General features: G+C 62.9%; 24 protein-coding genes and 1 tRNA gene. 8 read left to right on the forward strand and 17 right to left on the reverse strand.

The window, feature by feature from the left end; all coding sequences use genetic code 11:
• Positions 1-102: 102 nt before the first annotated feature.
• The 11 genes from E1748_RS28170 to E1748_RS28220 all read right to left on the reverse strand — a co-directional run bounded on the left by E1748_RS28170 (position 103) and on the right by E1748_RS28220 (position 10,009).
• Positions 103-1,356, reverse strand: coding sequence for an NADH-quinone oxidoreductase subunit D (locus E1748_RS28170; RefSeq protein ID WP_133650591.1), 1,254 nt, complete (start codon positions 1,354-1,356; stop codon positions 103-105).
• 9 nt (positions 1,357-1,365) lie between these two features.
• Complete coding sequence (locus E1748_RS28175) at positions 1,366-1,968, reverse strand: NADH-quinone oxidoreductase subunit C (protein ID WP_133650592.1); 603 nt, start codon at positions 1,966-1,968, stop codon at positions 1,366-1,368.
• Between the two features lie 22 nt (positions 1,969-1,990).
• Entirely contained in the window at positions 1,991-2,470 is a 480-nt protein-coding gene (locus E1748_RS28180; protein ID WP_006052903.1) for a NuoB/complex I 20 kDa subunit family protein, read from the reverse strand.
• Between the two features lie 61 nt (positions 2,471-2,531).
• Positions 2,532-2,891, reverse strand: coding sequence for an NADH-quinone oxidoreductase subunit A (locus E1748_RS28185; RefSeq protein ID WP_133650593.1), 360 nt, complete (start codon positions 2,889-2,891; stop codon positions 2,532-2,534).
• Positions 2,892-3,041: 150 nt separating this feature from the next.
• Positions 3,042-3,126: transfer RNA gene (locus E1748_RS28190), tRNA-Leu, on the reverse strand.
• 113 nt (positions 3,127-3,239) lie between these two features.
• The gene (secG, locus tag E1748_RS28195; RefSeq protein ID WP_133650594.1) at positions 3,240-3,617 is read right to left on the reverse strand and encodes a preprotein translocase subunit SecG; all 378 of its coding nucleotides are present in this window, start codon (positions 3,615-3,617) and stop codon (positions 3,240-3,242) included.
• A 78-nt stretch (positions 3,618-3,695) separates the two neighbouring features.
• Positions 3,696-4,523 carry a triose-phosphate isomerase gene (gene tpiA, locus E1748_RS28200; RefSeq protein WP_420819358.1) on the reverse strand — a complete coding sequence of 276 codons (828 nt, stop codon included), beginning with the start codon at positions 4,521-4,523 and terminating at the stop codon, positions 3,696-3,698.
• Positions 4,524-4,705: 182 nt separating this feature from the next.
• Positions 4,706-5,719, reverse strand: a complete 1,014-nt coding sequence (locus tag E1748_RS28205; RefSeq protein ID WP_133650596.1) for an NAD(P)H-quinone oxidoreductase — start codon at positions 5,717-5,719, stop codon at positions 4,706-4,708.
• Positions 5,720-5,860: 141 nt separating this feature from the next.
• Entirely contained in the window at positions 5,861-7,993 is a 2,133-nt protein-coding gene (gene pnp, locus E1748_RS28210; RefSeq protein WP_133650597.1) for a polyribonucleotide nucleotidyltransferase, read from the reverse strand.
• Between the two features lie 319 nt (positions 7,994-8,312).
• Entirely contained in the window at positions 8,313-8,591 is a 279-nt protein-coding gene (gene rpsO, locus E1748_RS28215; RefSeq protein ID WP_133650598.1) for a 30S ribosomal protein S15, read from the reverse strand.
• A gap of 191 nt (positions 8,592-8,782) precedes the next feature.
• Positions 8,783-10,009: a branched-chain amino acid ABC transporter substrate-binding protein gene (locus E1748_RS28220; protein WP_205965320.1), complete on the reverse strand. Its 1,227-nt coding sequence runs from the start codon at positions 10,007-10,009 to the stop codon at positions 8,783-8,785.
• Between the two features lie 271 nt (positions 10,010-10,280).
• Here E1748_RS28220 and E1748_RS28225 point away from each other — a divergent pair, with 271 nt between their 5' ends.
• From E1748_RS28225 to E1748_RS28235, 3 genes are all read left to right on the forward strand, one after another.
• Complete coding sequence (locus E1748_RS28225; protein ID WP_133650600.1) at positions 10,281-10,817, forward strand: hypothetical protein; 537 nt, start codon at positions 10,281-10,283, stop codon at positions 10,815-10,817.
• Positions 10,818-11,038: 221 nt separating this feature from the next.
• Entirely contained in the window at positions 11,039-11,659 is a 621-nt protein-coding gene (locus E1748_RS28230) for a carbonic anhydrase (RefSeq protein ID WP_133650601.1), read from the forward strand.
• Between the two features lie 94 nt (positions 11,660-11,753).
• The gene (locus E1748_RS28235) at positions 11,754-13,322 is read left to right on the forward strand and encodes a SulP family inorganic anion transporter (RefSeq protein WP_133650602.1); all 1,569 of its coding nucleotides are present in this window, start codon (positions 11,754-11,756) and stop codon (positions 13,320-13,322) included.
• A 78-nt stretch (positions 13,323-13,400) separates the two neighbouring features.
• Here the strand turns inward: E1748_RS28235 and E1748_RS28240 are convergent, their stop codons facing one another.
• The 6 genes from E1748_RS28240 to E1748_RS28265 all read right to left on the reverse strand — a co-directional run bounded on the left by E1748_RS28240 (position 13,401) and on the right by E1748_RS28265 (position 20,447).
• Positions 13,401-14,945: a 2-isopropylmalate synthase gene (locus E1748_RS28240; RefSeq protein WP_133650603.1), complete on the reverse strand. Its 1,545-nt coding sequence runs from the start codon at positions 14,943-14,945 to the stop codon at positions 13,401-13,403.
• Positions 14,946-15,276: 331 nt separating this feature from the next.
• Positions 15,277-16,149, reverse strand: coding sequence for a CDP-diacylglycerol--serine O-phosphatidyltransferase (gene pssA / locus E1748_RS28245; protein ID WP_133650604.1), 873 nt, complete (start codon positions 16,147-16,149; stop codon positions 15,277-15,279).
• 20 nt (positions 16,150-16,169) lie between these two features.
• Positions 16,170-16,808 carry a phosphatidylserine decarboxylase gene (locus E1748_RS28250; protein WP_133650605.1) on the reverse strand — a complete coding sequence of 213 codons (639 nt, stop codon included), beginning with the start codon at positions 16,806-16,808 and terminating at the stop codon, positions 16,170-16,172.
• 153 nt (positions 16,809-16,961) lie between these two features.
• On the reverse strand, positions 16,962-17,978 hold the full coding sequence (ilvC, locus tag E1748_RS28255) for a ketol-acid reductoisomerase (RefSeq protein WP_133650606.1): 1,017 nt from the start codon (positions 17,976-17,978) through the stop codon (positions 16,962-16,964).
• 108 nt (positions 17,979-18,086) lie between these two features.
• Complete coding sequence (ilvN, locus tag E1748_RS28260; protein WP_133650607.1) at positions 18,087-18,578, reverse strand: acetolactate synthase small subunit; 492 nt, start codon at positions 18,576-18,578, stop codon at positions 18,087-18,089.
• Between the two features lie 105 nt (positions 18,579-18,683).
• The gene (locus E1748_RS28265; RefSeq protein ID WP_133650999.1) at positions 18,684-20,447 is read right to left on the reverse strand and encodes an acetolactate synthase 3 catalytic subunit; all 1,764 of its coding nucleotides are present in this window, start codon (positions 20,445-20,447) and stop codon (positions 18,684-18,686) included.
• 436 nt (positions 20,448-20,883) lie between these two features.
• On the opposite strand from E1748_RS28265, the gene E1748_RS28270 reads away from it, so the two are divergent.
• The 5 genes from E1748_RS28270 (at position 20,884) to E1748_RS28290 (ending at position 24,324) form a co-directional block, all read left to right on the forward strand.
• The gene (locus E1748_RS28270) at positions 20,884-21,447 is read left to right on the forward strand and encodes an RNA polymerase sigma factor (RefSeq protein ID WP_133650608.1); all 564 of its coding nucleotides are present in this window, start codon (positions 20,884-20,886) and stop codon (positions 21,445-21,447) included.
• Positions 21,444-21,863: a DUF3619 family protein gene (locus E1748_RS28275; protein ID WP_133650609.1), complete on the forward strand. Its 420-nt coding sequence runs from the start codon at positions 21,444-21,446 to the stop codon at positions 21,861-21,863. Before E1748_RS28270 ends, E1748_RS28275 begins: the two co-directional genes overlap by 4 nt.
• A gap of 16 nt (positions 21,864-21,879) precedes the next feature.
• Positions 21,880-22,614, forward strand: a complete 735-nt coding sequence (locus E1748_RS28280) for a DUF3106 domain-containing protein (protein WP_133650610.1) — start codon at positions 21,880-21,882, stop codon at positions 22,612-22,614.
• A gap of 48 nt (positions 22,615-22,662) precedes the next feature.
• Complete coding sequence (locus E1748_RS28285; protein WP_240766861.1) at positions 22,663-23,178, forward strand: RDD family protein; 516 nt, start codon at positions 22,663-22,665, stop codon at positions 23,176-23,178.
• 201 nt (positions 23,179-23,379) lie between these two features.
• On the forward strand, positions 23,380-24,324 hold the full coding sequence (locus tag E1748_RS28290; protein WP_133650612.1) for a UDP-2,3-diacylglucosamine diphosphatase: 945 nt from the start codon (positions 23,380-23,382) through the stop codon (positions 24,322-24,324).
• The last annotated feature ends 49 nt before the right edge of the window (positions 24,325-24,373 follow it).

Below are 24,373 nucleotides of genomic sequence, written 5' to 3' on the forward strand. Positions count from 1 at the left end.
GTCGCGCACAACGTATTGCGACAGACCCGGCGTTCCTTGCTGAACGCGTACCGCGGGGACGATGCGGAACGCGCCGTGATGATGATCGCCTAACGACCCAACCTAGCGATCGACTTCGCCGAACACGATGTCCTGCGTACCGATGATCGTCACCGCGTCGGCGATCATGTGGCCGCGCGCCATTTCGTCGAGCGCGGAAAGATGCGCATAACCCGGCGCGCGGATTTTCAGGCGATACGGCTTGTTCGCGCCGTCGGAGATCAGATAGATACCGAACTCGCCCTTCGGATGCTCGACGGCCGCGTACGCTTCGCCTTCCGGCACGTGGAAGCCTTCGGTGAAGAGCTTGAAGTGGTGAATCAGCTCTTCCATGTTCGACTTCATGCCGACGCGCGACGGCGGCGCGACCTTGTGATTGTCGATCATCACTGGGCCAGGATTCTTGCGCAGCCATTCAATACATTGTTTCGCGATCCGCGTGGACTGGCGCATTTCCTCGACACGCACGAGGTAGCGGTCGTAGCAGTCGCCGTTCACACCGACCGGGATATCGAAGTCGAGCTTGTCGTACACCTCGTACGGCTGCTTCTTGCGCAGATCCCATTCGATACCCGAGCCGCGCAGCATCGCACCCGTCATGCCGAGCTGCAGCGCACGCTCCGGGCTCACTACGCCGATGCCGACCAGACGCTGCTTCCAGATCCGGTTGTCGGTGAGCAGCGTTTCGTATTCGTCGACGCAGGTCGGGAAACGGTTGAAGAAGTCTTCGATGAAGTCGAGCAGCGAACCTTGCCGCGTCTCGTTCATCTTCGACAGCGCCTTCGCATTGCGAATCTTCGACGCCTTGTATTGCGGCATTGCGTCAGGCAGATCGCGATAGACGCCGCCCGGACGGTAGTACGCCGCGTGCATCCGTGCGCCGGACACCGCTTCGTACACGTCCATCAGGTCTTCGCGTTCGCGGAACGCGTACAGGAACACCGCCATCGCGCCGACGTCGAGTGCGTGCGCGCCGATCCACATCAGATGGTTCAGCACGCGCGTGACTTCGTCGAACAGCACGCGGATGTACTGCGCGCGGATCGGCACGTCGATGCCGAGCAGCTTTTCGATCGCCATCACGTAGCCGTGCTCGTTGACCATCATCGACACATAGTCGAGACGGTCCATGTACGGCACGGACTGGATGAAGGTCTTGCTTTCCGCGAGCTTTTCGGTCGCGCGATGCAGCAGACCGATGTGCGGGTCGGCACGCTGGATCACTTCGCCGTCGAGTTCGAGCACGAGGCGCAGCACACCGTGCGCTGCCGGATGCTGCGGGCCGAAGTTGAGCGTGTAGTTCTTGATCTCTGCCATGGCGTTCTCTTAGTGTTTCAGACCGCCATAGTGATCCTCGCGGATCACGCGCGGCGTGATTTCCCGCGGCTCGATCGTCACCGGCTGATAGACGACGCGCTTCTCTTCCGGGTCGTAACGCATTTCGACGTAGCCGGAAACGGGGAAATCCTTGCGGAACGGATGACCGATGAAACCGTAGTCGGTCAGGATACGGCGCAGGTCAGGATGGCCTTCGAACACGATACCGTAGAGGTCGAATGCTTCGCGCTCGTACCAGTTCGCCGAACTCCAGATCTCGACGACGGACGCCAGCAGCGGCACTTCGTCATCCGGTGCGAACGCGCGCACACGCACGCGCCAGTTGTTCGTCACCGACAGCAGATGCAGCACGGCCGCAAAACGCGGACCTTCGTATGCACCGTCGCCGTAGGTCTGATAATCGACGCCGCACAGATCGACCAGCTGCTCGAAGCGCAGCGTGGGATCGTCGCGCAGACGTTGCGCCACGTCGAGATATTCGCTTGCCTTCACGACGACAGTCACTTCGCCGATCGCTTCGGTCACGCTCAGCAGGCGGCCGCCAAAGGCCGCCTCGAGGTTCGCTTTCAGGGTCTCGAGTTTGCTTGCCATATTGTGGGAGGAGGCTCTGGCCTTATTGTCGGGCGATGGTGTTGGTGCGGCGGATTTTCGCCTGCAGCTGGATCACGCCGTAGACCAGCGCTTCCGCCGTCGGCGGACAGCCCGGCACGTAGACGTCGACCGGGACGATGCGGTCACAGCCGCGCACCACCGAGTACGAGTAGTGATAGTAGCCGCCGCCGTTCGCGCACGACCCCATCGAGATCACCCAGCGCGGCTCGGCCATCTGGTCGTAGACCTTGCGCAGTGCCGGCGCCATCTTGTTGCACAGCGTGCCGGCGACGATCATCACGTCCGACTGACGCGGACTCGGACGAAACACGACACCGAAGCGGTCGAGGTCGTAACGGGCTGCGCCCGCATGCATCATCTCAACCGCACAACACGCGAGACCGAACGTCATCGGCCACAGCGAGCCGGTGCGCGTCCAGTTGATCAGCTTGTCAGCCGTGGTGGTGACAAACCCTTCCTTCAAGACCCCTTCGATACTCATTTTCTTTCCACTCCAGACGGGCGGCTAGCCATGGCCGCCCATGCAAACCGGCATTAACCCGTCATTCCCAGTCGAGACCGCCCTTCTTCCAGATATAGGCGAAGCCCAGCAGGAATTCGAGCAGAAAAATCATCATCGACATGAACCCCGGCCAGCCGATGTCGCGCAGGGCCACGCCCCACGGGAACAGGAATGCCGTTTCAAGATCGAAAATGATGAAGAGGATGGCCACGAGGTAGTAGCGCACGTCGAACTTCATGCGCGCATCTTCGAACGCTTCGAAGCCGCACTCGTACGGTGCGTTCTTCTCGGTGTCGGGCCGATTGGGACCGAGGATCTTGCCGATACTGACCAGTGCTACGCCTAAACCGGTGCCCACGAGGAGGAACAACAAAACGGGGAAATAGGCTGCGAGGTTCAAGACTATCCTCAATCGGTTGGTTCGAGTACTGCCGGAGAGTAACACCGGCGCGTCATTTACTTCGGCCTGCTTGACGCTGTTAGCCCACAGTAAACCGCGAACTAGAAGTAGAAATGCCAGCCGAAGCAAGCGGCTGGCATTAGATAACATTGGTGCCGACGGCGAGACTCGAACTCGCACAGCTTTCGCCACTACCCCCTCAAGATAGCGTGTCTACCAATTTCACCACGTCGGCACTGTTTGCAATCCGGGAAAACAACTTATAAAACCCGCGAATCGCTTCAAGACTTCGATTGTAACTGGTTCAAACAGTTTGTTCAACGCACAAAAGCGCGCCGAACGAAAATTTTATTTCGGTACGTCCTGGCCCGGCGTCGATGCAGCGGAAGCTGCCGCAGGCGTCGACCCAGCGACCGGCGCGGATGCTGCCGATGCTGCGACCGGAGCCGTCGCCACTTCGCTCAGTACACCTGCCGAAGGTCTGGATTTATAGGAGCCGATGTAGGTTAGCGCCAGCGTACTCACGAAGAAAACCGCAGCGAGGACTGCAGTGGTTCGCGACAGAAAGTTCGCGGAACCGGTCGCGCCGAACAGGCTGCCCGATGCCCCGCTACCAAATGCCGCACCCATGTCGGCACCCTTGCCGTGCTGCAGCAATACGAGGCCGATGATGCCCAGTGCCGACAGCAACTGCACGACGATAATCAATGTCTTCAAATACAGCATCACACCACCCGAGTCTCATTTAATCGGACGACATGCGATGCATGCCGCCGCGAGCCACCTCACCTGCACGCCTGCCGCTTAAAGCGTCGCGGCTGCTGCGTTGCAGATTGCGAGGAAATCCTGTGCCTTCAACGATGCGCCGCCAATCAGGCCGCCATCGATATCCGGCTGACGAAACAACTCTTCTGCGTTGTCCGGCTTCACACTCCCGCCGTACAGCACGGGTACGTCACCGACTTCCGCGCTTTTCGCGACGAGAAGCTTGCGCAGGAACGCGTGAACCGCCTGCGCTTCGGCGGCCGTCGCGCTCTTGCCGGTGCCGATCGCCCAGACCGGTTCGTAGGCGACCACGATACGCACGGCTTTTTCGAGCGACAGCTTCGCGAGTACGTCTTCCAGCTGCGTGCTGACCACCTGCTCCGTCGCACCAGCTTCGCGCTGCTCCAGCGTTTCACCGACACATACGATCGGCGTCAACCCTGCTGCCAATGCGCGTTCCGTCTTGACTGCGACGAGGTCCGCGCTTTCGCTGTGATACGCGCGCCGCTCGGAATGCCCGACGATTGCAAACGTCGCACCGAACTCCGCCACCATGTCCGCCGAGACTTCACCGGTGTACGCGCCCTGCACATGCGCCGACACGTCCTGCGAACCCCATCCGACGGCGCTACCGGTCAGCAGACTCTGGGCCTGCGCGAGATACGGACACGGCACACACACGCCAACTCCGAGCTGCTCAGGCAGACTTCCGATTCCCTGCGCAACGGCATCCAGCAGAACCACATTGTCGGCGAGCCGACCATGCATCTTCCAGTTACCGACTACCAGTTTCTTTCGTTGTTGGGCCATCGTCTCGTTCGGTCGTGGCTGAATCGTCGATGGGACGAAGCGGCGGGTGCATCGCATGAAGCTAATGCTGGCCCGGCTCGTCCCGCGTCGTACAGCGCGCGCAAAACGCGCAATTTTACTGCGTGAGGCGTCAGCGGGTCAAACCGCGCGGCCGTGTATTCGCACCCTTTTACCGTGCTGCTTCACGAGCGCGGCGAATACGATGAGCACCGACTCGGAGTCTCACCTGGCTTCAAACCTCAAGCCACGCTCCAGTCCAGCATCAGCTTGCCGACGTGCGTGCTGCTTTCCATCAGCGCATGCGCCTGTGCAGCCTGCGCGGCCGGGAACACCTGATGCACCACCGGCTTGATGCGCCCGCTTTCGAGGTGCGGCCACACGCGCTCCTTCAACTGCGCGGCGATCTTCGCCTTGAATTCCACCGACCGCGGACGCAACGTCGAACCCGTCACCGTCAACCGGCGACGTAGCACATCGTTCAGATTCAGTTCCGCTTTCGCGCCGCCGAGCAGCGCGATCAGCACGAGGCGCCCACCGTCCGCGAGCGCGGTCAGTTCGCGCGGCACATAGCTGCCTGCCACCATATCGAGGATCACGTCGACACCGCGATCGTTCGTCAGCGACTTCACGACCTCGACGAAGTCTTCGGTCTTGTAGTTGATCGCGCGTTCGGCGCCGAGCGCTTCGCAGGCGCGGCATTTGTCGTCGGAACCGGCCGTCGCGAACACGCGGAACCCGAGCGCATGCGCGATCTGGATCGCGGTCACGCCGATGCCGCTCGAGCCGCCCTGCACCATGAACGTTTCGTTCGCACCGCCCTCGCCCGCACCGAGCTGCGCGCGATCGAAGACGTTGCTCCATACCGTGAAGAAGGTCTCGGGCAGCGACGCCGCCTCGATATCCGACAGCCCATTCGGCACCGGCAGACACTGCGCGAGCGGCGCCGTCGCGTATTCCGCGTAGCCGCCGCCTGTGAGCAATGCGCACACGCGATCGCCGATCTTCAGGCCGAACGGATTGTGCTTCGCATCGAGCGAACCGCCGACGATCTCGCCGGCCACTTCGAGGCCCGGCAGATCCGACGCCCCCGGCGGCGGCGCATAGGCGCCCTTGCGCTGAAACACGTCCGGGCGATTCACGCCCGATGCGCTCACCTTGATCAGCACCTCACCCGCTTTCGGCTCCGGCTTCGGCCGTTCGGCGAGTTTCAAGACTTCAGGCGCACCGAACTCGGTAATCTCGATCGCTTTCATCCGTCGTCACCTCCAAGGTCTGGATTGCGCTGCGAACCCCACGAACGTTGTGAACGTTACGGCGGGATGCGCAAGACAATCGGCCCTGCATGAAAAACGGCCGGCGCGCATTCGCGCTGCCGGCCGTTGCCTCTTACCGCGTTACTGCTGCGGCGTCGGCTCGCCTTGCGGCGCTTCGTTCAACAGCGCTTTCGCCGACAAACGCACACGACCCTTCTCGTCCGTCTGGATGACCTTGACCTTCACTTGCTGGCCTTCCTTCAGATAGTCGTTGATGTCCTTGATACGTTCGTTCGCGATCTCGGAGATATGCAGCAGACCGTCCTTGCCCGGCAGGATGTTCACGATCGCGCCGAAATCGAGCAGCTTAAGCACCGAGCCTTCGTACACCTGGCCCACTTCGACTTCCAGCGTGATGTTCTCGATACGCTTCTTCGCTTCGGCCATCCCTTCGCTGCTGGTGCTCGCGATGGTGACGACGCCGTCGTCGGAGATGTCGATCGTCGTGCCCGTTTCTTCGGTCAGCGCACGGATCACCGAGCCGCCCTTGCCGATCACGTCGCGGATCTTTTCCGGATTGATCTTGATCGTGATCATGCGCGGAGCGTAGTCGGACAGTTGCGTGTTCGCACCCGACACCGCCGAGCTCATCTTGCCGAGAATATGCAGACGGCCTTCCTTCGCCTGAGCGAGCGCGACCTGCATGATTTCCTTCGTGATGCCCTGGATCTTGATGTCCATCTGCAGTGCGGTCACGCCTTGTTCCGTGCCCGCGACCTTGAAGTCCATGTCGCCGAGGTGATCTTCGTCGCCGAGGATGTCGGTCAGCACCGCAAACTTGTTGTCTTCGAGAATCAGGCCCATCGCGATGCCGGCGACGTGCGCCTTCATCGGCACGCCGGCATCCATCAGCGCGAGGCAGCCGCCGCACACCGATGCCATCGACGACGAACCGTTCGACTCGGTGATTTCCGACACGACGCGGATCGAGTAGCCGAATTCTTCGGCGCTCGGCAGGCATGCGACCAGCGCGCGCTTCGCGAGACGGCCGTGACCGATTTCGCGACGCTTCGGCGAACCGACGCGGCCGGTTTCGCCGGTGGCGAACGGGGGCATGTTGTAGTGGAGCATGAAGCGCTCGCGGTATTCGCCTTCGAGCGCGTCGATGATCTGTTCGTCACCCTTCGTGCCGAGCGTCGCGACGACGAGCGCCTGCGTTTCGCCACGCGTGAAGAGTGCCGAGCCGTGCGTACGCGGCAGCACGCCGGTACGGATCTCGATCGGGCGCACCGTGCGCGTGTCGCGGCCGTCGATACGCGGCTCGCCGTTCAGGATCTGAGTACGGACGATCTTCGCTTCGATGTCGAACAGCACGTTGCCGACGCTCGCCTTGTCCGCTGCAACCGTACCGGCTGCTGCTGCGTCCTGTTCGAGCTGTGCGGACGTCGCTGCGTAGACTTCCTTCAGCTTCGCCGAACGGGCTTGCTTGTCGCGGATCTGGTAAGCGGCGAGCAGATTGGCCTGCGCGATTTCCGTCACGCGCGCGATCAGCGCTTCGTTCTTCGGCGCCGGCTGCCAGTCCCATTCGGGCTTGCCGCCGTCACGCACGAGTTCGTGGATCGCGTCGATCGCGACCTGCATCTGCTCGTGGCCGAACACGACCGCGCCGAGCATCACTTCTTCGGACAGTTGCTTCGCTTCCGATTCGACCATCAGCACCGCGCGTTCCGTGCCGGCGACCACGAGGTCGAGGCTCGATTCCTTGATCTGCGAGCGGGTCGGGTTCAGCACGTATTCGTTGTTCAGATACGCGACGCGAGCGGCGCCCACCGGACCGTTGAACGGCAGACCCGACACGGCCAGCGCGGCCGATGCGCCGATCAGCGCGGGGATGTCGGCCGGCACTTCCGGGTTGATCGACATCACGTGGATCACGACCTGGACTTCGTTGTAGAAGCCTTCCGGGAACAGCGGACGCAGCGGACGGTCGATCAGGCGCGAGATCAGCGTCTCGCCTTCGGACGGACGGCCTTCACGGCGGAAGAAGCCACCGGGGATCTTGCCGGCGGAATAGGTTTTCTCGATGTAGTCGACGGTCAGCGGGAAAAAGTCCTGGCCCGGCTTCGCGGTCTTCGCGCCGACGACCGTGGCGAGCACCACGGTATCTTCGATGTCGACGAGGACAGCACCGCCGGCCTGACGGGCGATCTCACCGGTTTCCAGGCGAACGGTATGTTGTCCCCACTTGAACTCTTTAACGATCTTATTGAACATTAGTCACTCCTTTACGCTTCGTTATGCCGCGCGGACTAGCAGCGGCGCGGCAACGCCATGACCGGGGCCGCGCGGACAGAGGAGTGTTATGCCATTCCAGAGGACCACGCCGTGCGCGCACCGCTGGAATGACACAAGGCTCTGCCCCGAGGCCCGGCCGTGTTTCGTGTTGCCGCCGGCTCTTCCGGTCCGCATCGAATGACGGGAACGAACGACGGCGGACAACCTGCCGGTGCGCATCACATAAAGCGCACCGTTCAAAAACAAAATGCCTGCATCAGTGGAACTGACACAGGCATCTTGGTGAGAGACCGTCCGATTACTTACGCAGACCCAGCTTCTCGATCAGCGTGCGGTAACGGTCGGCGTCCTTGCCCTTCAGGTAGTCGAGCAGCTTGCGACGGCGGCTCACCATGCGCAGCAGACCGCGGCGGCTGTGGTGATCCTTCGTGTGTTCCTTGAAGTGAACGGTCAGTTCGTTGATGCGGGTCGTGAGCAGCGCGACCTGAACTTCAGGGGAGCCGGTGTCGTTAGCAGCGCGTGCGAATTGCGCGACGACGTCGGACTTCTTGGCAATAGTAACTTCAGCAACAGTCATGTTGATTTCCTTGAGAACTAGACAGGCGGTCACGGAAGAACGGCCGTGCCGTGATTTACAGCGAAACGCGATTGTAACACAGCGGATGTATCAGGCGACCCCCCTGCCTTTGCGCGTTTTTCGGGGGGAATTGCCGGGGTTTCGGGCCATCGTGCATGCCGTGCGTTGGCGCCCGCCAGCCCGGCCCGCGCTCAGGGTCGCTGCATCCGGCACACGGTGGCCGGCGCCGTGCGCTCCGGCGGCAACGCGAGCACGGTCCGGAAACCGTAGCCGGACCCTTCGTTGTCGAAGCGCACGCCCGGCGTGCCGGCCTTGTCCATTTCCATTACGTACAGCGGCTGGATCAGCTGATGATCGTCGGCGCGCATCCATACCGGGTGGAAGCCATTGTCGAACTTCATGCCTTCGAGCGCGTGTGCGACAGCCGTCGGCTGCGCGCTGCCGGCCTTGTTCATCGCCGCGGCCAGCATTTCGATCATCAGCTCCATGCGCAAAACCGGATAATCGTCCTGAGCGGCGGGATAGCGCGCGCGGAATGCCCGATACCACGCGTCCGACGCGGCGCCGCCCGCATTCGGATGCCAGTCGGCGACGGCCAGCACGCGCTTCACGCCCGCGTCGCCGAGTGCCGCCGGCGCACCGAGGCTGTTGCCGTAGAACGTATAGAAGCGGGTATCGAGGCCCTGCTCGCGCGCCGCCTTGACGAGCAGCGTCAGATCGTTGCCCCAGTTGCCGGTCACGACCGCATCCGCGCCGCTGGCGCGGATCTTCGCGATATACGGCGCGAAGTCCTTCACGCGGCCGATCGGATGAAATTCGTCGCCGACTACCGAAATGTCCGGCCGCTTCGCCGCGAGCGCCGCGCGCGCGAGGCGGCTCACGTCGTGGCCGAAGCTGTAGTCCTGGTTCAGCAGATACACCTTCGTCACCGATCGGTCGCGCTGGATCACGTCCGCGAGCGCGTCCATCCGCATGCCGGCGTGTGCGTCGAAACGGAAATGCCAGAAGCTGCAGTTCGCGTTCGTCAACGCAGGATCGTCGGCGGAATAGTTGAGGAACAGTTCGCGATTGTCCGGCTCGCGGGCATTCTGTTTGTCGATCGCGCCGAGCAGCGCCGCAGCGACCGCCGAGCTGTTGCCCTGCATCACGAAGCCGATGTGCCGGTCTGCCGCCGCTCGCAGTTGAACCAGCGCTTCTTCCGCGCTGCCCTTGCTGTCGAGCACGACGAGTTCGAGCGGATGCGTACCGTCGGCGAGTTTCACGCCGCCGCGCGCGTTTACCTGCTCGACGCCGAAGCGCAGATTGCGCTCCACCGCGGCACCGGCATTCGCGAACGGCCCGGACATGCCCTCGATCAGCGCAAGCTGGATCGGCTCACCGGTCGCAGCCGCCGAGGCCGCAAGCGGCGTCACCGTCATCGAGACGGCGAGCGCCGCCAGCGCTGCCTGCGTTATTCGTCGCCACGTCGTCCACGCTGCCCACTCGCTTGCCATCGCCGTTCCGTCCAGTTCCCGATTCATCGAAGCGCGGATCATAGGACGCCCGCGCCCGCGAGAGCAAGTCCGGCACGGAGCCGCTCTGCGTCGCTGAGTGCGAACCACGCAATCCTTTCGCGGCCCGCGTGTCAAAATAATGCATTCGACGCATTCCACAACGAGCCGTCAGCCTTGCCTGTCACCGGAGGAACTCATGTCTAACCGTTTCTTATCCGTAGCCGCCTCTGCCGCGCGGTGGCGGCGCGCCGCCGCGGCCTGCCTCGGCGCGCTCGCGCTGGCCGGCTGCGTGCAGCCGTGGCAGAAGTTTCAGCCGGGCGCGGATCAATCGACGATCGTCGCGCAACTCGGCGCCCCGCGCGAGGTCTACGATCTGCCGAACGGCGGCAAGCGGCTGATGTGGCCAACCCAGCCGATGGGCGAAACGACGGTCGCCGCCGATATCGACGGGGCCGGCAAGATCGTCAACGTGCGCCAGGTGCTGCAACCCCTCGAGTTCTATCGCGCGGAGATCGGCAAATGGACGAAAAACGACGTGCTCGTCAATTTCGGCCGCCCCGAAGAGACCGCGTATTTCCCGTTGATGAAGCGCGAGGTCTGGACCTATCGCTATCTCGAGGACAACGTCTGGTACATGATGTACAGCTTCTACTTCGACAATCAGGGCATCGTGCGTCTCACGCAGAAAACGCCCGACCCGCTGCACGACCCGGATCGCCGCAGCCTGTTTTGATGCCGATTCGACCCGTCACGCATGCGGCCACCGCCGCACACGAAAGCCGCCTTTCGCAGGGCGGCTTTTTTTTATTTATGTCGCATGAGCCGGGATTTATTTTCTGACGCGCCAATAATTTTTTCTCGAAAGCTATTGGTAAGGTTAACCCCCGATGCGGCCGGCTTGCCCCACAAAAAGCCAGCGTCGCCGCATCGACTGAACGAATGGAGCCGCTCTAGATGGATCGTCCGAAACGCATGCTGGTCGCCAACATCGCCTGGGCACGGGAAGCCGCCGCCCGCGACCCGCAGTTCTTCACCGGCCTGACACAGGGCCAGAATCCGCACGTGCTGTGGCTCGGTTGTTCGGACAGCCGCGTGCCCGCCGAAACGATCACCCACTGCGAACCGGGCGACCTGTTCGTCCATCGCAACATCGCGAACCTGTTCGATCCCGACGACGACAACGGCGCCAGCGTGCTCGAGTATGCGGTCCGCGTGCTGAAGGTCGGTCACGTGATCGTCTGCGGACACTACGGCTGCGGTGGCGTGCGCGCATCGCTGCTGCCGCTGGATCCGTCGCTGCCGCACGTCAACCGGCGCATCGCACCGCTGTGCACGCTCGCGCACACGCATCGCGACGAACTCGCGCAGCACGGATCGGAGAGCGCACGCGTGAACCGGCTCGCGGAACTGAACGTGCTGGAGCAGGTGCGTCAACTGCTTGAGCATCCGATCGTGCGCGACATGGAGACGCCGCCTCTCGTGCACGGCTGGATCTTCTCGCTCGAAGACGGACGGATCAAGGTGCTCGCATCCGGCTATCCGGAAGATGCCGGGCCCTCTGACCGCTCCACATAACCCCTTCCGGAGCATCGCGATCCGGCGACACCCACATGCATATCGCCGGACCGCGCCCCGCTCCGCTTATCGCCCCCCCTCTCCGCCCGACACCATGACCGACCGACTCAGTCCCTCCACGCTCGCCCGCGATCTGTTCGCGGGCACCGTTGTCTTTCTCGTCGCGTTGCCGCTATGCCTTGGCATCGCGAATGCGTCGGGCGTCGAGCCGTTCGCCGGGCTCGTCTCCGGAATTGTCGGCGGGCTGGTCGTCGCTGCGTTGAGTGGCTCGCGACTCAGCGTCAGCGGACCGGCGGCGGGTCTCGTCGTGATCGTCGTCGAAGGGATCGCGCGGCTCGGCAGCTTTTCGGCGTTCCTGCTCGCGGTGCTGCTGTCGGGCGCGATCCAGTTTGGCTTCGGGATGCTGAAGGCGGGCCGGTTAGCAGCCTATGTGCCGTCGCCGGTCATCAAAGGGATGCTCGCGGCGATCGGTCTGCTGCTGATCGTCAAGCAGATTCCGCTCGCGCTCGGCGTGAGCGGCAGCGACGCAGAGGCAACTGCACACGTAGCCAGCAGCCTCACGACGCCGCTCGGCTCGCTATCGCTCACGGCCTGCGCAATCGCCGTGCTGTCGCTCGCGTTGCTCGTCGCATGGGAAACGCGAGCGCTGCGCCGCTTCCCGCTCGTGCGTCTGATGCCCGCACCGCTCGCCGTGGTGCTGCTCGGCATCGCTGCGACGCTCGCACTCGACGCGTTCGCTCCCGCGTTTGCACCTGCCGCCGCCCATCGCGTCGCGCTGCCGTCGCTCGAATCGTTCGCGGCGCTGCGTGGGGCGCTCGCGCTCGCCGACTTCGGCCCGAACCTCGCGCAGCTCGTGAATCCCGACGTATGGCGCGTCGCGTTCACGCTCGCGATCGTCGCGAGTCTCGAAACGCTGCTGAGTCTGGAGGCCGTCGAACAGATCGATCCGAAGCGTCGCGCCGCGCCGCCGGATCGCGAGTTGAAGGCGCAAGGCGTCGGCAACCTGATCGCCGGTGCGATCGGCGGATTGCCGATCACGTCGGTCATTGTGCGCAGCTCCGCGAACGTGCATGCCGGCGCGCAGAGCCGGCTGTCCGCGGTGATTCACGGCGTGCTGCTGCTCGTCAGCGTGTTCGCACTGACTAGCGTGATCAACCTGATTCCGCTCGCGTGCCTCGCGGCGATCCTGATCTTCACCGGCGTGAAGCTCGCGAAACCGTCGCTGTTCGCCGCGACCGCGAAACAGGGCTTCGCTGCGTTCGCGCCGTTCATCGTGACGGTGATCGGCGTGTTCGCGACCGACCTGCTGATCGGCATCGTGCTCGGCATGCTGTGCAGCGTGCTGCTCACGCTACGTGCAAACCTGCAGCGGCCGATCACGCTCGCGCAGCACGACGATCACTACCTGCTGTCGTTTCGCAAGGACGTGTCGTTTCTCGGCAAGGTCTCGCTGAAGCACTATCTGCAGCAGATCCCCGACGGCGCGACGCTGATCGTCGATGCGACGCGCGCCGACTTCATCGATCACGACGTGCACGAACTGATCGACCGCTTCGCCGCCGATGCACCACGCCGCTCAATCGCGCTGGAAATTCGTCAGCACGCGCACGCGACCCGGCGGCCGACACGCGAATGGACGTGGCGCAGAACCGCCGCTGAATAACGACACACAAAGAAAAACCCCGCGCTTCGTCGAAGCGCGGGGTTTTCGGAACGATGCAGCGTGTTGTGACTCGCAGTTTTACGAACGCTGCGGATTCAGCTTGTCCGCATTGCCGTACAGCTTGTTGAGCGCCGAGATATACGCTTTCGCCGATGCAGCGACGATATCCGGATCAGTGCCGACGCCGTTCACGATACGTCCGCCCTTCGACAGCCGCACCGTCACTTCGCCCTGCGCCTGCGTACCGGTCGTGATCGCGTTGACCGAATACAGCAGCAGTTCCGATCCGCTGCCGACTTCCGATTCGATCGCATTCAGCGTCGCATCGACTGGCCCGTTGCCCTTCGCGTCGCCGGTCACTTCCTTGCCGTCGACCGAGAACACGATGTGCGCCTGCGGCTGCTCGCCGGTCTCCGAGCGCTGCGACAGCGACACGAACTTGTAGTGCTCTTTCTGCTGCGCTTCCGCCGATTCCTCGGTGACGATCGCGATGATGTCCTCGTCGAAGATTTCGGCCTTCCGGTCAGCCAGTTCCTTGAAGCGCGCGAACGCGGCGTTCAGTTCGCCTTCGCTGTCGAGCGTCACGCCCAGTTCCTGCAGCCGCTGCTTGAACGCGTTGCGCCCCGACAGCTTGCCGAGCACGATCTTGTTCGCGCTCCAGCCCACGTCTTCCGCGCGCATGATCTCGTAGGTGTCGCGCGCCTTCAGCACGCCGTCCTGGTGAATGCCCGACGCGTGCGCGAATGCATTCGCACCGACCACCGCCTTGTTCGGCTGCACGACGAAACCGGTGATCTGCGACACGAGCTTCGATGCCGGCACGATCTGCGTCGTATCGATGCCGAGCTCGAGACCGAAGTAGTCCTTGCGCGTCTTCACCGCCATTACGATTTCTTCGAGCGACGTGTTGCCCGCGCGCTCGCCGAGACCATTGATCGTGCATTCGACCTGACGCGCGCCGCCGATCTGCACGCCGGCCAGCGAATTCGCCACCGCCATCCCGAGATCGTTATGGCAGTGCACGGAGAACACCGCCTTGTCCGAGTTCGGAATGCGCTCGCGCAGCGTCTTCACGAGATTGCCGTACAGATCCGGCACGCCGTAGCCGACGGTGTCGGCGATGTTGATCGTCGTCGCGCCTTCGGCGATCACCGCTTCGAGCACGCGGCACAGGAAGTCCATGTCCGAGCGGCTGCCGTCTTCCGGTGAAAACTCGACGTCGTTCGTGAACTTGCGTGCGAAACGCACCGCGAGCTTCGCCTGCTCAAACACCTGGTCGGGCGTCATGCGCAGCTTCTTCTCCATGTGCAGCGGCGACGTCGCGATAAACGTGTGGATGCGGAAGTGATCGGCGGGCTTCAATGCATCGGCAGCACGCTGGATGTCCTTATCGTTCGCGCGGGCGAGCGAACAGACAGTGCTGTCGCGAATCATCGACGCGATCGCCTGGATCGCGTCGAAGTCGCCGTTCGAACTGGCCGCGAAGCCCGCTTCGATCACGTCGACTTTCATCCGTTCGAGCTGCTTCGCGATGCGGATTTTTTCTTCCTTCGTCATCGACGCACCGGGCGATTGTTCGCCGTCGCGCAACGTCGTGTCGAAAATAATCAGCTTGTCTGCCATCTCGGGTCTCCGTGGGGATTCGTGGGGTTCGTTAAGTAATGTACGCAGGAAACGGAATTCGGGTGTTCGCGCCACCGCTGGCGACGCAAAACCACGCACGAAGCAGACGGGGGGCGAGAACGATCAGCGCGGTAGACGCGCTAGTGCTAGCGCACGTAGTGGCGCGCCGGCTTGAGGAAGAAGGGAAATCGTGGGGAATCGCATCCGGCAAATATAGCGGCAATCAGGCGAACGTGCAATTGGCGCAAAGCCTGCCCCATAAAGGGAAACGGCAGCCTACGTTACCGTTTGGCTGCCGTTTCACGCACGTGCGTAGTACGCGGTTTGTACGTCAGTGCTCGCGTTGCGACGACCGCGCCGGATTCGCCCGGCCCTGCACCGCCTGCCACGCCCAGAACACATAGCCCGACAGTCCGTACAGCACGAACAGCCCGAACAGCATCAGCGGCGGATCGGACGACACCAGCACGAACGCGACCACCACGAGCAGGATCGCCGCGAACGGCACGCGATGCCGGACGTCGAGCGCCTTGCCGCTGTAGAACGGCGCATTCGATACCATCGTCACGCCTGCATAGACGGTCAGCGCGAACGCGACCCATGGCAGCCAGACGAGCTTGAGCGGCACGCGGTTGTCGGTCGCGAGCCACACGAAGCCCGCGATCAGCGCGGCCGCAGCCGGGCTCGGCATGCCCTGGAAAAAACGCTTGTCGACGACGCCGATGTTCGTGTTGAAGCGCGCGAGCCGCAGCGCCGCTCCCGAGCAGTAGACGAACGCCGCGAGCCAGCCCCAGCGCCCCAGGTCTTTCAGGATCCACTCGTACATCACGAGCGCGGGCGCGACGCCGAACGACACCATGTCCGACAGACTGTCGAACTGCTCGCCGAACGCGCTTTGCGTGTGCGTCATCCGCGCGACGCGACCGTCCATTCCGTCGAGCACCATCGCGACGAAGATCGCGATCGCCGCGACTTCGAAGCGCACGTTCATCGCCTGCACGACGGCGAAGAAGCCGCAGAACAGTGCGGCAGTAGTAAACGCATTGGGCAGCAGGTAAATGCCCCGCTTGCGCAGAAACTGCTGACGCCGCGCGCGGCGGCTGTCGGTCACCACCGGCTCCGGCACCACCGGCTTGTTGCGGCGGAACGGACGCGGCGACGGTGCGCCGCCCTGACGCGGACGACGCGGTTTGAATGCGGCCATCGGGAACTCCTTATGCCGGCTTACAGTTCAGCGAGGATCGTCGACGAAGCAGAAACCTTTTCGCCGATCGACACACGAGGACGGCTGCCCACCGGCAGATACACGTCGACCCGCGAACCGAAGCGGATGAAACCATAACGTTGACCGCGCGTGAGCGGTTCGCCGGCGCGCACGTAGCAGAGAATGCGGCGCGCGATCAAACCGGCGATCTGCACCGACGTCACCGTATGACCGCTCGCGGTTTCGATCACGAGCGCGTTGCGTTCGTTCTCGAGCGACGCCTTGTCGACCGCGGCGTTCAGATACGCGCCCGGAAAATACTCGACCTTCGAGATCGCGCCGTCGACCGGCGAGCGCTGCGAATGCACGTTGAACACGTTCATGAATACGCTGATCTTCAGCGACTCGCGATTCGCGTAAGGATCGTGCGCGGTTTCGACCGCGACGATGCGGCCGTCGGCGGGACACAGCACTGCATTCGCCTGCGTGGGAATGGGCCGAGCCGGATCGCGGAAGAACTGCACGACGAAAATGAGCAGCAGCCAGAACGGCCACGCAAAGCCGAACCCCGCGACGGCATGGATCAGCAGCACGACGACGGCGGCGATCGCGATGAACGGCCAGCCTTCGCGCGCGATGATCGGATGAGGGTAATTCATGAGTGGCTTCACTTTTTTGTAAAACCGTAGGATAGCAAAAGCCGTCCAGGGTTCAGCACACCTGGACGGCTTTTTGATGCGTTGCACACAGCGGCACGAAGAAAATGCGAACTTCGCGCCGCCGTGGCAGCAAGACTCAAACGAAGCGCAAGCTTAGTTCTTCGACTGGTCGACGAGCTTGTTCTTCGCGATCCACGGCATCATCGCGCGCAGCTTCGAACCGACCTGTTCGATCTGGTGCTCGGCCGTCAGACGGCGACGCGATTGCAGCGTCGGTGCGCCGGCGCGGTTTTCGATGATGAAGCTCTTCGCGTACTCGCCGGTCTGGATGTCCTTCAGGACGTCCTTCATCACCTTCTTCGTTTCGGCGGTGATGATGCGCGGACCCGTCACGTACTCGCCGTACTCGGCGTTGTTCGAGATCGAGTAGTTCATGTTCGCGATGCCGCCTTCGTAGATCAGGTCGACGATCAGCTTCAGTTCGTGCAGGCACTCGAAGTACGCCATTTCCGGCGCGTAACCCGCTTCGACCAGCGTTTCGAAACCGGCCTTGATCAGGTCGACGGTACCGCCGCACAGCACGGCCTGTTCGCCGAACAGATCGGTTTCGGTTTCTTCGCGGAAGTTGGTTTCGATGATGCCGGCACGGCCACCGCCGTTAGCCGCTGCGTAGGACAGCGCGATGTCGCGTGCTGCGCCCGACTTGTCCTGTGCAACCGCGATCAGGTGCGGCACGCCGCCACCTTGCGAGTACGTGCCGCGCACCGTGTGGCCCGGGGCCTTCGGCGCGATCATGATCACGTCGAGGTCGGCACGCGGGATCACCTGGCCGTAATGGACGTTGAAGCCGTGCGCGAATGCGAGGGCTGCGCCTTCTTTCGCGTTGGCGTGCACTTCCTTGCTGTACACCTCGGCGATCTGCTCGTCGGGCAGCAGCATCATCACGACGTCCGCGCCCTTCACCGCTTCCGCGACTTCCTTGACCGTGAGGCCGGCATTCGCAGCCTTGCTCCACGAAGCGCCACCCTTGCGCAGGCCGACCGTCACGTTCACGCCGCTGTCTTTCAGGTTCAGCGCATGTGCATGGCCTTGCGAGCCGTAACCGATGATCGTGACCTGCTTGCCTTTGATGAGGGAGAGGTCGGCGTCCTTGTCGTAGAAAACTTTCATGTCTGTTCCTTGGCGATATTCAAAAATCAGTGAATCCGGCCGATGCCGGGTTTGCTGCTGGGAATGGCCGGTGACGCACGGCGCGTCCCGGTCCCGATCGATGTGGCGTCAAACCTTCAGGATGCGTTCGCCGCGCCCGATACCGGAGCCGCCTGTGCGGACCGTTTCGAGAATCGCGGTGGCGTCGAGTCCTTCGAGGAACGCATCGAGCTTGTTGCTCGCACCCGTCAGTTCGATCGTGTAGGTCTTTTCGGTGACGTCGATGATGCGGCCGCGGAAAATATCCGACATCCGCTTCATCTCCTCACGCTCCTTGCCGACTGCCCTTACCTTGATCAGCATCAGCTCGCGCTCGATGTGGGCGCCCTCTGTCAGGTCGACCACTTTCACCACCTCGATCAGGCGGTTCAGATGCTTCGTGATCTGTTCGATCACGTCGTCCGAGCCAATGGAAACGATGGTCATGCGCGACAGCGAATGGTCTTCGGTCGGGGCCACCGTCAAGGTTTCGATGTTGTACCCGCGTGCGGAAAAGAGACCCACCACGCGCGACAGCGCGCCGGGTTCGTTCTCCAGCAGGACGGAAATGATGTGTCTCATGTTCGCTTCTTCCAGATGATTGATCGACGTAGCGGAGTTCGTGCCGCTTCGCCCGTTCGCGCCCTTCGTGAAAGCGCACATGGCGAAGCCGGCAAACGAAACCCGTTATAGGTCTTCCGACCCGAGCAGCATCTCGGTGATGCCCTTGCCGGCCTGAACCATCGGCCAGACGTTCTCGGTGGGATCGGTCTGGAAGTCGAGAAACACCGTGCGATCCTTCAGACGCAGCGCTTCCTTCAGCGCCGGCTCGACATCCGCGGTCTTTTCGATGCGCATGCCGACGTGGCCGTACGCCTCGGCGAGCTTCACGAAATCGGGCAGCGCATCCATGTACGAATGCGAATAGCGCTTGCTGTATTCGATCTGCTGCCATTGGCGCACCATGCCCAGATAGCGGTTGTTCAGCGAAATGATCTTCACGGGCGTGTTGTACTGCTTGCAGGTCGACAGCTCCTGAATGCACATCTGGATCGAGCCTTCGCCGGTGATACACAGCACGTCGTCGTCCGGGTGCGCGATCTTCACGCCCATCGCCGCCGGCAGGCCGAAGCCCATCGTGCCGAGGCCACCGGAGTTGATCCAGCGACGCGGCTTGTTGAAGCGATAGAACTGCGCGGCCCACATCTGGTGCTGGCCGACGTCCGAACACACGAACGCGTTACCGTCGGTCAGTTCGTACGCCTTTTCCACCACGTATTGCGGCTTGATGATCTCGCTCTTGCGATCGAACTTCAGGCAGTCTTTCGCGCGCCATTCCTCGATGTCCTTCCACCATTGCGCGAGCGCGGCGGTGTCCGGGCCGTGTTCGGCGGTCTGCAGCTGTTCGATCAGTTCCTTCAGCACTTCCTTCACGTCGCCGACGATCGGGATATCGACCTTCACGCGTTTCGAGATCGAAGACGGATCGATGTCGATGTGAATGATCTTGCGCGGCCGCGACGCGAAGTGCGCCGGATCGCCGATCACGCGGTCGTCGAAGCGCGCACCGATTGCGATCAGCACGTCGCAGTGCTGCATCGCCATGTTCGCTTCGTAGGTGCCGTGCATGCCGAGCATGCCGAGGAATTTCTTGTCGCTTGCGCGATAGCCGCCCAGGCCCATCAGCGTGTTCGTGACCGGATAGCCGAGCAGATCGGCGAACTGGTTCAGTTCGCGCGCCGCATCGGCGAGGATGATCCCGCCGCCCGTGTAGATGTACGGACGCTGCGCCGACAGCAGCAGCGAAACGGCTTTGCGGATCTGGCCGGAATGGCCCTTGGTCACGGGGTTGTACGAACGCAGTGCAACGTTCTTCAGCGGCTCGTAGCGGCACGGCGTCTTCGACACGTCTTTCGGAATGTCGATCAGCACGGGGCCAGGCCGGCCGGTGCGTGCGATGTAGAACGCCTTTTTCACCGTCGCGGCGAGGTCGCGCACGTCCTTCACGAGGAAGTTGTGCTTCACGCAGGGCCGCGTGATGCCGACCGTATCGCATTCCTGGAACGCATCCTGGCCGATCGCGGCAGTCGGCACCTGGCCGCTGATCACGACGAGCGGAATCGAATCCATGTAGGCGGTGGCGATGCCGGTCACCGCATTGGTGACGCCGGGGCCGGAGGTCACGAGACACACGCCGACCTTGCCGGTCGAACGCGCATATGCATCGGCCGCGTGGACCGCGGCTTGCTCGTGACGTACGAGAACGTGCTGGAATTTGTCCTGCTTGTACAGCTCGTCGTAGATGTAGAGTACCGAGCCGCCGGGATAGCCCCAGACGAATTCGACGTCTTCGTCGGCCAGTGCGCGCATGAGCACGGTGGCGCCGATAGAGTCAGCTTCGTGGGACGGAGTGGTATCCGACGTGGAGAATTCCGCGCTGGGCATGTTCATCATTCACCTTTCGAATTTTCGGCAAAAAATTGATTGGGTGCTCTCTGCCGGGCTTGTGGCTCGGGTTCAAGCGGCGCGTCCAGTTGGCAGGCGGGCTTCTTGGGCCGCGCCTCAATTGAGACAGTCACTTATATTGCGAACCGCCGACAATAGCGGCTCGACGCTGCGCGGTCAAGCAAATAATGCCGCGGTGCAGCGTGTCGCACGGCGAGGCCGGTAAAAGCGGGACCGGCAAAGGGTCGGCGGGCGAATCAGCAGACCAGCTGCTTTCGTCTTGCCTGCTTCTGGCTTTCGTTAAACTCGCTGTCGTATGCCCGATGTGTCCGTCTTTCAACCCGGCGCGGCGAAAGTTTGCTAGCATCCGCGGGTTTTACGACATTTTTCGAACGATTTTTCGAACGTTTACGCGCACGCTCGCTGCGCCGATTCCCAACGGATGGCATCAGACAAGGAACTCGCCGATTTTCTGGCGGGCGTCGAAAGGCGCGCGTTCAAGCAGACGGTCTACGCCGTGCGGGACGACGACGCTGCACTCGATATCGTGCAGGACGCGATGATCAAGCTCGCCGAAAAATACGGCGATCGTCCCCCCGCTGAGTTGCCGCTGCTGTTTCAGCGTATTCTCCAGAATGCGACGCACGACTATTTCCGTCGCCAGAAGGTACGCAATACGTGGGTCAGCCTGTTTTCGTCGCTCGGCGGCGCCGACGACGACGAATTCGATCCGCTCGAAACGTTCGAAGCGCAGGAAGGATCGGCGGGTGCCGAAAGCGGCGAACAGAAAGTCGAACGCGAACAGATCCTGCAACTGATCGACGATGAGATCCAAAAATTACCGGCACGTCAACGGGAGGCCTTTCTGATGCGTTACTGGGAAGATATGGATGTCGCCGAGACTGCCGCCGCTATGGGCTGCTCCGAAGGCAGCGTGAAAACACACTGCTCGCGGGCCACTCACACGCTGGCGCATGCGCTCAAGGCCAAAGGAATCACGCTATGAGCTCCGCTCTCGATACTAAAGAACTCGAGTTTGCGCGGCAGCTGCGCCGCGCGCTTGATGAAAACGCGGCCAGCCTCCCGCCCGCTACCGTCGACCGCCTCGCTGCGGCACGTCGTGTCGCCCTCGCCCGCAAGAAACCCGAACCCGCCGCCGCGCCCGTGTTCGTCCCCGCGCTCGCCGGCATGCCGGCCGGTCTCCCGCAGGCTCCGCAACGCCGCCCGTCGACGCTGCGCCGCTTCGCGCTGGCGTGGCCGCTCGTCGCGCTGGTCGTCAGCCTCGTCGCGATCGCGTACTGGGAAGACCAGCAACGTACCGCCGAACTCGCGGACATCGACGCCGCGATGCTGAGCGACGACCTGCCGCTCAACGCGTACCTGGATCACGGTTTCAACGCGTATCTGTCGCGCGCGCATTGAGCGGGAGAGTCTACGGGTGAGCTACAAGCGCGGCCTCGCCGTTGTCTTCGGGTGCGCAATCGCAGCCCTGGTGGCGTTCGCCGCCACCTACCCGCGCTTCTATCCGTCGCCGTCCCAGGCCGTCCGGCCGTCCGGTCCCGCCATCAAAGCCGCCACGCCGTCGCTGTCGGTCGAACTACCCGGCCTGCCGACCAACAATAATCCGCTCGCCTGGGCGCGTCTCTCCAACGCCGAGCGCGTCGCGCTCGCGCCGTTCGCCAGCCAGTGGGACACCTTCAGCGACGAACGCCGCCGCAAGTGGCTGAAGATCGCTTCGCGCTATTCGAAGCTGTCGCCGGATGCGCAAAAGCGGCTGCACGACCGGATGACCGAGTGGACCCGCATGACGCCGGAACAGCGCCGTGTCGCGCGTGAGAACTACCAGGTCTCGAAGGAACTGCCGCGCGAAACCCGCCAGAACGCGTGGAAGGCCTACCAGCAGTTGCCCGAAGAACTGAAGGAGCGGCTTGCCGCGAGCGAGCGCAAACGGCGCCCGACTGTGGTCAGCGCGCCGCCGTCCGGCAAGACCGAGGTCAAGGATCTCGACAAGCTCAATGCGAAGGGGCATGGCGCGAGCGGCGCAGCAGCAGCGTCCGCCGGGGCTGCCGGTGCATTGCCCACACCGGCTATTCCGGCCGCCGGCAGCTTCGTGCCGGCCACGCCGATTCCGGTATCGCCTTCCGAAGCGCCGTCGATCTTCAACGGTTCCTGAGCCCCCTCAAGTCCTCTCGCACCCGATCCCGTGACCGATTCCGCCGCCGTGCCCGATCTCGCGTTGCCCCCTAGTCCTGTTCCCGGTTCGACCGTGCCCACCATCCGTCGCCGTCTCGCGACGATGGTCTACGAAGGCGTGATCCTGTTCGGCGTCGTGTTCCTCGCCGCTTACCTGTTCAGCACGCTCACGCAGCAGCGCAACGGCCTCACGCATCACAATCTGCTCGCCTCGTGGATCGGGCTCGTCGTCGGCGTGTATTTCGTGTGGTTCTGGACGCACAGCGGCCAGACGCTGCCGATGAAAACCTGGCGCGTGCGCGTCGTCGATGCCAACCACGCGCCGGTCACCACGCCGCGCGCAATACTGCGTTATGTGCTCGCGTGGCTGTGGTTTCTACCGCCGCTCGCACTGCATCCGCTGCTCGGACTCGCGGTACCGCAGACGCTCGTGATCGCCGCGATCTGGTTCGCGCTGTGGGCCGCAACGGCCCTCTTCGGCACGCAGCGACAATTCCTGCACGACCGGCTCGCGGGGACGCGCATCGTCGCTGTGGCGCGTTAGACACACCCGACACACGTACGCGCGTCGATCGACGCACACGGCAAGCACCTCGAACTCACGCAAGTTCACGCGCAGAACCCCGCCCAGCAACGACGCGCCGTAGCCACAACGCAATCGGCGTAATAAGAACTTCTCGTGACTGTCACGGCGCAGTCACGCGCCAATGGCCGAATGCGTGTACCGCAACTCGACGCGTGAGCCATGGACCCCAAAACGTCCGCGACTTCCCTGTTCCGCCAGATTGGCCCGAGCGTCGACCCCGTCGCGTTCCGGCCTCACTCCTCCCCCGGCAGTGCGCTGCCATTGCCTCTCGCTCCCTCGCCACCCGCCGCGAACGATACGCAACGTGATGAGGATGGCGAAGCATCGCACCGCTATCGCACGATCTGGCTGTCGGACATTCACCTCGGTTCGAGCGGCTGTCAGGCGACGTATCTGCTCGACTTCCTGCGGCATAACGAATCCGAGTACCTGTACCTCGTCGGCGACATCATCGACGGCTGGCAGCTGAAAAAAGGCTGGTACTGGCCGCAGGCGCACAACGACGTCGTGCAGAAAATTTTGCGCAAGGCGCGCAAGGGCACGCAGGTCGTGTTCATCCCGGGCAATCACGACGAAGCCGCGCGACAGTTCTGCGACCTCGCGTTCGGCGACATCCACGTGCGCGGCGAAGCGTTCCACACGACGCTCGCAGGCAAGCGTCTGTGGATCGTGCACGGCGATCTGTTCGACGGCGTGATCCAGCACGCGAAGTGGCTCGCGTATCTCGGCGACACGCTGTACACGCTGATCCTCGTGCTGAACCGCTGGTTCAACCGCATCCGCAGCCGCTTCGGCTTCCAGTACTGGTCGCTGTCGCAGTACCTGAAGCATCAGGTGAAAAACGCGGTGAATTTCATCTCGTCGTTCGAGCGCGTGATGACCGACGAAGCGCGTCGTCGCGGCTGCGACGGCGTCGTGTGCGGCCACATCCACAAGGCCGAGATTCGCGACATCGACGGCGTGCTTTATTGCAACGACGGCGACTGGGTCGAAAGCCTGTCGGCGCTCGTCGAGACGTTCGAAGGCGAACTCAAGGTGATCTACTGGACCGTGATGCGCTCGCCGGAAGGCAGCACACAGAAAGCGCCGGCCACCACCGCCTGATGCACGCGAACCGCACACACCGATTTGCGTTTTACTCCGATTCACTTCG

This window comes from Paraburkholderia flava (genome assembly GCF_004359985.1).
GTDB lineage: Bacteria > Pseudomonadota > Gammaproteobacteria > Burkholderiales > Burkholderiaceae > Paraburkholderia > Paraburkholderia flava.

Excerpts from the sequence above, each read along its gene's own strand:
- E1748_RS28220 (WP_205965320.1), bottom strand. The coding sequence starts at position 10,009 with ATGACGGTGACGCCGCTTGCGGCCTCGGCGGCTGCGACCGGTGAGCCG.
- E1748_RS28175 (WP_133650592.1), bottom strand. The coding sequence starts at position 1,968 with ATGGCAAGCAAACTCGAGACCCTGAAAGCGAACCTCGAGGCGGCCTTT.
- E1748_RS28225 (WP_133650600.1), top strand. The coding sequence starts at position 10,281 with ATGTCTAACCGTTTCTTATCCGTAGCCGCCTCTGCCGCGCGGTGGCGG.
- pssA (WP_133650604.1), bottom strand. The coding sequence starts at position 16,149 with ATGGCCGCATTCAAACCGCGTCGTCCGCGTCAGGGCGGCGCACCGTCG.
- E1748_RS28270 (WP_133650608.1), top strand. The coding sequence starts at position 20,884 with ATGGCATCAGACAAGGAACTCGCCGATTTTCTGGCGGGCGTCGAAAGG.
- E1748_RS28230 (WP_133650601.1), top strand. The coding sequence starts at position 11,039 with ATGGATCGTCCGAAACGCATGCTGGTCGCCAACATCGCCTGGGCACGG.
- E1748_RS28265 (WP_133650999.1), bottom strand. The coding sequence starts at position 20,447 with ATGAACATGCCCAGCGCGGAATTCTCCACGTCGGATACCACTCCGTCC.
- secG (WP_133650594.1), bottom strand. The coding sequence starts at position 3,617 with ATGCTGTATTTGAAGACATTGATTATCGTCGTGCAGTTGCTGTCGGCA.
- E1748_RS28235 (WP_133650602.1), top strand. The coding sequence starts at position 11,754 with ATGACCGACCGACTCAGTCCCTCCACGCTCGCCCGCGATCTGTTCGCG.
- E1748_RS28240 (WP_133650603.1), bottom strand. The coding sequence starts at position 14,945 with ATGGCAGACAAGCTGATTATTTTCGACACGACGTTGCGCGACGGCGAA.
- E1748_RS28180 (WP_006052903.1), bottom strand. The coding sequence starts at position 2,470 with ATGAGTATCGAAGGGGTCTTGAAGGAAGGGTTTGTCACCACCACGGCT.
- ilvN (WP_133650607.1), bottom strand. The coding sequence starts at position 18,578 with ATGAGACACATCATTTCCGTCCTGCTGGAGAACGAACCCGGCGCGCTG.
- E1748_RS28290 (WP_133650612.1), top strand. The coding sequence starts at position 23,380 with ATGGACCCCAAAACGTCCGCGACTTCCCTGTTCCGCCAGATTGGCCCG.
- tpiA (WP_420819358.1), bottom strand. The coding sequence starts at position 4,523 with ATGCGATGCACCCGCCGCTTCGTCCCATCGACGATTCAGCCACGACCG.
- pnp (WP_133650597.1), bottom strand. The coding sequence starts at position 7,993 with ATGTTCAATAAGATCGTTAAAGAGTTCAAGTGGGGACAACATACCGTT.
- E1748_RS28275 (WP_133650609.1), top strand. The coding sequence starts at position 21,444 with ATGAGCTCCGCTCTCGATACTAAAGAACTCGAGTTTGCGCGGCAGCTG.
- E1748_RS28250 (WP_133650605.1), bottom strand. The coding sequence starts at position 16,808 with ATGAATTACCCTCATCCGATCATCGCGCGCGAAGGCTGGCCGTTCATC.
- E1748_RS28205 (WP_133650596.1), bottom strand. The coding sequence starts at position 5,719 with ATGAAAGCGATCGAGATTACCGAGTTCGGTGCGCCTGAAGTCTTGAAA.
- E1748_RS28170 (WP_133650591.1), bottom strand. The coding sequence starts at position 1,356 with ATGGCAGAGATCAAGAACTACACGCTCAACTTCGGCCCGCAGCATCCG.
- rpsO (WP_133650598.1), bottom strand. The coding sequence starts at position 8,591 with ATGACTGTTGCTGAAGTTACTATTGCCAAGAAGTCCGACGTCGTCGCG.
- ilvC (WP_133650606.1), bottom strand. The coding sequence starts at position 17,978 with ATGAAAGTTTTCTACGACAAGGACGCCGACCTCTCCCTCATCAAAGGC.